A 3,517-nucleotide genomic window follows, 5' to 3' on the forward strand; every position below is an offset into this window, starting at 1 on the left:
CCTTATGACCACATATCAGCTAAGAGAAATATGTATTAAAGAAAAAATAGTAAAGAGCTTAATTAATCCTTTAGATAAAGAAGAATTAGTTAAGCTTATAATGAAATATCGTGGTGAAGAGGACAGCCTTCTTATAAATAAATTTAGAGAAGAGGGTTTAGAGAGGGTAGAAGGGTTTTTAAAAAGATCGGAAAAGTTTATATTAGATGAGAAAAAAATAGAATATCCAGGAAAGATAACAATTTATAAGGACTTAGACACTGACATATATGATGGCTACACCATAGAAAGTGAAGATAAATTAGAAGAAGTAAATATGTTTTTAGTAGATAACACTTTTAAAATCTGTAGTATATTCAATGTTAAAAAAATAAATGAAGATGGGGTAAATAAATATTTCCTAGTAAATAAAGGAGATATTCCATCAGAGGAATCACTGGTTAAACATTATAGCCTACTATATTTTGAAAAAGAAGAATCAGAGCTTCTCTATCACATCTATGAAGGAAATAGGGACATAACAAAGGGGTTCATAAAATTTTATTCCCTACCTATTCTGCAGTTTGAAGTAAAAGAAGTTGAAGAGACCACAATGCCCCTTGCCATAGATTTTGGAACATCAAACACCACAGCAGGTATTTATGTAGATAAGGAAAAATTCTTATCCTTAAATAATGGAGGTGAAGCTATAGAGAAGGAAAAAAGGCAGGTAAGGCTTGTAGAAGTCTTAGATACAACTAAGGATTATGAGAAGATAACCCCACTTATTCCAAGCGTAGTAGGGGTAAGGAGTATTGGAGAGGAAAACATAGAATATATCTTTGGATATGATGCAATTAAAGAGTCTAAAAAGAGTTATATAGATGATGGATTAACTATATTTTATGACATTAAAAGATGGGTAAGTGACTATGAAAAGGTTGAAAAAGTAATAGATAGAAGTGAGAAAACCACCTTCATAGCAAGAAAAGATATTATGAAAGCATATTTAAGCTACATAATATCTCTAGCAAATCAGAGATTTAAATGTAAATTTAAGCATATATATATATCTTGTCCATCAAAACAAAAGTATAAATTCCATAGTTTATTTAAGGAAATATTAAGTGATTATATAGTAGAAAAAGAAAATATATTAGATGAAAGTGCAGCTGTCCTCTACAACACCATAGCTGAATTAATAGAGAAGAAAGGCTATGATGAGGGGGAAAAATATAAGGCATTAATAATAGATTGTGGAGGGGGAACCACTGACCTATCAGCCTGTAATTTTACCATATATAATAACAGGATTTCCTATGAATTAGATATAGAGACCTCTTATGAAAATGGAGATACAGACTTTGGAGGGAATAACCTTACCTTTAGAATAATGCAATTTATAAAAATCTTAATGGCTAAAGAGTTATCTAAAAGTAATGCCATGATAAATAAGACTATAATAGATGAGTTTGACATAGATATATTTAGATTTATAGATAAATACGGAGTAGAAAAAGTATATAAATCCCTAAATGAAAATTATGAGAAGGCAGAAGAGATAATTCCTACTAAATTCAAACTATATGAATGCAGAAGAAAAGAAGAATACTACAAGGTAAAGAGCAATTATTATTTCTTATTTGAACTAGCAGATGAGGTAAAGAAGCAGTTCTTTAGTGACCCTAGCCTTCTAAAAGTAAACTTAACCTCAAAGGATAATGAAAAGTTAGAGGAAGATACAATAAAGTTTGATAAATGGAAGCTTTCTTATATACACAAGGATAAGCTTCAAGTAGTAAAGGATGCCCCTAATATATCAATAAGTGTCTACGAAATAAACACCTTACTTAAGGGAGACATATATAACATAATAAAAAGGTTCTTAGAGAATCTTTATGAGAATAATGAGCTCTTTGATTACTCAATAATAAAATTAACTGGACAATCTTGTAGGGTGGAGATATTTAAAGAAGCCCTAAAGGAGTTCATTCCAGGAAAAGTTATTCAAGTTAAGAGAAATAAAAAAGAAGCTAAGGAAAATTATGATTTAAAGCTAGCTTGTCTTAATGGGTCCCTTAAGTACTTGCATGCTAAGAACTTTGGATATGCTGACATAAAAATAGATATAAAAACCCCAGCACTACCTTATGTCATAAGTGCTTATACCCACCAAGGAGAAGAGAAAAACTTAATTAAAGGTAGGGATAAAACTAAGGGTAATATATCTAGATTCATGGAAAAGGTAATGTTAAAACTATACTTAAAGGATATACATGGAAATACAAGATATGAATATACCTATGAAACAGAGGAAGAGGAGCTAAACCCTATATTACCAGAGGAAATAGAAAAATTATATGAAGGTATCATCAACCAGCATGATACGGACAACATTGTAAACAATGAAGTGAAATTCTTTGCTTGGGCAAAAGAAGAGCTTTGGGGATTTTACGTAACTTCCATATTAAGACAGGATGAGAAGCTTTATATAGGAAAAGAAAAATTTTATCCTTTTGAAAATGATCAGTGGGAGAAAAACTTCTTTGACGGATTAAAATAAGCCATAGGAAAGAATAAACCAAGAACAATTAGGGGGAGAAGTTGTGTTTTCAAATACATATCCTTTATTTAAACCAGGAAGAATTCTAAAAATTGAAATGTTAGAAGAACTTAGAGATTTTCCAAGAGAAATCTTAGATATAAGCCTTAGGAATTATTCCAGTGGAATAATTTCAGGATGCAATATAGAAGTAAATAATGACTATATCACTGTAACTAAAGGGATAATAAAGTACCAGGACATGATTTATATATTAAAGGAAGACTACACTATTCCCTATGAATCAACGAATCAGATTCAGGTATTAAAGATAAGATTCCTAGGAGAAACCATAAATAAGGACTTTATTAAATTAGGGTCACAGATATTTTTAGATGATAAATTAGAGACAAACATAGATGAAATGGAGCTTTGTAGGTTCAAACTAAAAAGGGGAGCTAAACTTCGGAATAACTATGTTGATTTTAGAGATATATCAACGGAGTATGACACAGTAAATATTATTAATTGTCCCTTCTCGTCCTATGAAAATAGCACCCTATCACCTAAGATACTAAGAAGATTTGGGCAAGAGGTTTTAAAGTGTAATACTAATAATCCACTAGATATATCCTTTGCCATGATGTGTATTCAAAGTAAGGAAGCCATAGATAGGGAACTAATAATAAGCTATATAGAGCCTAGACTTAAAACGTCTCTAAGAGAAACCTCTAACCATTATCTATATAATAAGCTTTTAGAAATCCTAGAGTCTATTAAGGATGGTAATGGAGGTAAGGAAAAGCAAGAAAGGTTAAGATATAAAACTATTTTAGTGGACTAGCTATTTAAAGAAGTTATGGATGTTTTTTAGTGTGAGGAAAATGTGAGTTAAGTGTTTTATGTTTGTATACCATATAAAGAAATTATTTAAGATTTCTTTTATCAAATAATTTTAGGTAAGTAATTTGAGATAAAAATATAACTATATTAATT

The 3,517-nt window shown here is 30.2% G+C and carries 2 protein-coding genes; both read left to right on the plus strand.

From position 1 onward, the window contains the following. Positions 1-2,542, plus strand: a 2,542-nt coding sequence (locus AB2369_RS12360) for a molecular chaperone (RefSeq protein ID WP_367666778.1), incomplete at its 5' end; no start/stop codon positions are given. Positions 2,543-2,585: 43 nt separating this feature from the next. Continuing rightward, positions 2,586-3,365: a hypothetical protein gene (locus tag AB2369_RS12365; protein WP_367666779.1), complete on the plus strand. Its 780-nt coding sequence runs from the start codon at positions 2,586-2,588 to the stop codon at positions 3,363-3,365. The last annotated feature ends 152 nt before the right edge of the window (positions 3,366-3,517 follow it).

This window comes from Clostridium sp. (genome assembly GCF_040797585.1).
Taxonomy (GTDB): Bacteria; Bacillota; Clostridia; order Clostridiales; family Clostridiaceae; genus Clostridium_Z.